The organism is Lactovum odontotermitis (assembly GCF_054658595.1).
This window is the reverse complement of sequence record NZ_BAAGGQ010000049.1, coordinates 1-1,398: the sequence shown is the minus strand read 5'-3', so window position 1 is coordinate 1,398 and position 1,398 is coordinate 1. Positions and strand designations below refer to the sequence as shown.

General features: G+C 42.3%; 1 protein-coding gene and 1 pseudogene. Both read left to right on the top strand.

Going from position 1 to position 1,398, the window contains the following annotated elements; translation table 11 throughout:
* Positions 1–772, top strand: a pseudogene (locus ACYQ2E_RS11280) (hypothetical protein); the annotation flags it as partial.
* Positions 754–1,143, top strand: a complete 390-nt coding sequence (locus ACYQ2E_RS11275; protein ID WP_460018158.1) for a hypothetical protein — start codon at positions 754–756, stop codon at positions 1,141–1,143. The pseudogene ACYQ2E_RS11280 and the gene ACYQ2E_RS11275, both read left to right, overlap by 19 nt.
* The last annotated feature ends 255 nt before the right edge of the window (positions 1,144–1,398 follow it).

The window sequence follows — 1,398 nt, the reverse complement described above, 5'->3', positions numbered from 1 at the left end:
TCTTGTGGATAACTTATCGGGTAAGATGTCGGAGTTCCGTGCTGTTGTGAACAGCGGAGGTGCTCGTTATGCTTTTGCGGGAGCAGGAGACAGCCGCTCAATCCTTAGTGTGGCAGGTAAAACGGCGAATGACTTGCCTAAGACTGGGGTTAAGATGGCTTTCAGCAATCCGGGAAGTAAGGCAGCTAGTGCGAGCGAGAAAGTTAGTACTAAAGCGGAAGAGGCTCAGAAAGTTTTGCGGGATGCAATTGATGAAGCGCCGAAAATCGAGTATAAGACAGGGGTTTCGGAAAAATATTTGGATAGTATCACAAATACTAAGGTTGATTTGGAAGAGGGGATACTTAGACCAAATCCAGAAGAGTATTTAACTAAGAAGTATATTGCTGCACATAATAAGCAATTTGAGAATGGTGCTATTAAGATACAAAAATTTAGCCCGTCAGATTTGTTTAATGGTGGTAAAATAGGAAATCCTGAGGACAAAGTTGCTTTTGTAATACCGAAGGATATTGGTAAAAAAGTAATTGAGGCTAGTGGTGGAGAACCAAGGAAATTAGAAGAATTACTAGGCTTACACCCCGGAGATTTGGGAGATAATCCCGCTATAATAAATATTGATCATCCTCAAAATGTCCATATACCAAGTGGGAACGAAAAATCAGCATTCCCAGAGTATTGGCAACCTGGAGGTTATACCTATGGGAAGATTCCCGAAGCAATTATTGATGAAGTACCGAAAGGAGAATACACATGGCACTTACTGAATTAACATGGGAAGAAGTTTCGCAATACACCCCCATAAAAAACAACGACCATCTACCACTTTTTGAGCATAAGGGGAAATATTATCTAGTTATTGAATTAGGGATAGCGTCAGTAAGAAGAACTTTTGATTTGAGTCAATTCGCACTTGATGCATATTTGTCTGGAGATAAAACGGCTAATGATTTGGGATTCTATGCAGAAAATGATGTGTGGCCAGCCCCTAAAGAAAAGCAGGACGAGTATTGGAAGAATAAGTACAAAACCGATTTTCCCGAAATGATTCCCAATAATGCGGAAGTACAAAAGTATTTCACAAAAGCAGAACTGAAAGAAATACTACCAGAAGGTTCAGATATTTTAGCAAGTAAAGATTAGCAAACATAAACAAAGGCGCGACCGACCTTGAAGAGTTCCGCCAGTTGGCTGTGAATATCATCAACACGGATGAGGAGGCCAGTTAATGAGCAATGACGAGCTTTATTATGATTCGCTGACCGATTTGGCAGAGCGGGTGGTCAGAGGACTCCTGAACCGCAGTCAGCCCTTAGAAGCCATGAGTCAGGCACTGACTCAGCTTGCAGGAACAGACACGATTAAGGGTCAGGGGGCAGACGCCATGCGCGCCTACAT

What these genes read in the sequence shown, in the direction of transcription:
- ACYQ2E_RS11275 (WP_460018158.1), top strand. Translation starts at nt 754, where the DNA reads ATGGCACTTACTGAATTAACATGGGAAGAAGTTTCGCAATACACCCCC.